The organism is Providencia sp. AGC89, assembly GCF_053543535.1.
The window spans coordinates 1-1,150 of sequence record NZ_JBIXLP010000055.1 but is presented as its reverse complement, the minus strand read 5'-3'; the positions used below and the strand labels follow the sequence as shown (position 1 = coordinate 1,150).

General features: G+C 51.7%; 2 protein-coding genes. Both read right to left on the bottom strand.

Translation table 11 applies throughout. The annotated features are described in order from the left end of the window. Window positions 1–87: 87 nt before the first annotated feature. Window positions 88–627, bottom strand: coding sequence for a DUF3304 domain-containing protein (locus ACIPUA_RS08240; RefSeq protein ID WP_449059551.1), 540 nt, complete (start codon window positions 625–627; stop codon window positions 88–90). Continuing rightward, window positions 615–1,150, bottom strand: a 536-nt coding sequence (locus tag ACIPUA_RS08235) for a DUF3304 domain-containing protein (protein ID WP_449059550.1), incomplete at its 5' end; no start/stop codon positions are given. The genes ACIPUA_RS08235 and ACIPUA_RS08240, both read right to left, overlap by 13 nt.

The following is a 1,150-nucleotide window of genomic DNA, read 5'->3' as shown; positions in this document are numbered from 1 at the left end:
TAGCCGCAAGGGAGCAGCCAGATAACAGTAAAACCAGCGTGCAAAGGGTGGCAGTGATAGCCCCGTGAATCGCCATTGGGCGTGAGGTTATTTCGGACATACGGCAGGCTCCTTCATATCCATCGGTTCGTTAATTGGGTAGCCAACAGAGCCATAGCTTTGACACGAAGTGGTCACTTTGACTTGGTTGCAGGGTAAAAAATGCACTTTCATACTGCAGGCGGTATCTGCGTCATACTCAGGGATCGGCACACTGACTTCATGCTGGGTGCTGTATTGGTCAAGTTCGGCTTCCCAACGCTTATAAGCCTCGACTTGGCTAAATTTCGGTATGGGGGACAGTTTGCTTTTATCCAAACTTTCCCATTTTACTCTGGCATGTAAGCCGGGCGTCCATTTAGCGGGGAGCAGCACGCAACATTGCACGCCCCCGACACTGACTCTTGAGCCATTGACTGAAAAAGAGGTAATGCTGCCAAGTGTGTGGTTATAGCCACTCAGCCCCGCCGCCATGGGCTGGTTTTTGCTAGCCGCAAGGGAGCAGCCAGATAACAGTAAAACCAGCGTGCAAAGGGTGGCAGTGATAGCCCCGTGAATCGCCATTGGGCGTGAGGTTATTTCGGACATACGGCAGGCTCCTTCATATCCATCGGTTCGTTAATTGGGTAGCCAACAGAGCCATAGCTTTGACACGAAGTGGTCACTTTGACTTGGTTGCAGGGTAAAAAATGCACTTTCATACTGCAGGCGGTATCTGCGTCATACTCAGGGATCGGCACACTGACTTCATGCTGGGTGCTGTATTGGTCAAGTTCGGCTTCCCAACGCTTATAAGCCTCGACTTGGCTAAATTTCGGTATGGGGGACAGTTTGCTTTTATCCAAACTTTCCCATTTTACTCTGGCATGTAAGCCGGGCGTCCATTTAGCGGGGAGCAGCACGCAACATTGCACGCCCCCGACACTGACTCTTGAGCCATTGACTGAAAAAGAGGTAATGCTGCCAAGTGTGTGGTTATAGCCACTCAGCCCCGCCGCCATGGGCTGGTTTTTGCTAGCCGCAAGGGAGCAGCCAGATAACAGTAAAACCAGCGTGCAAAGGGTGGCAGTGATAGCCCCGTGAATCGCCATTGGGCGTGAGGTTATTTCGG

Bases quoted from the DNA above. Each gene is read 5' to 3' on its own strand.
- ACIPUA_RS08240 (WP_449059551.1), bottom strand. From the start codon at position 627: ATGTCCGAAATAACCTCACGCCCAATGGCGATTCACGGGGCTATCACT.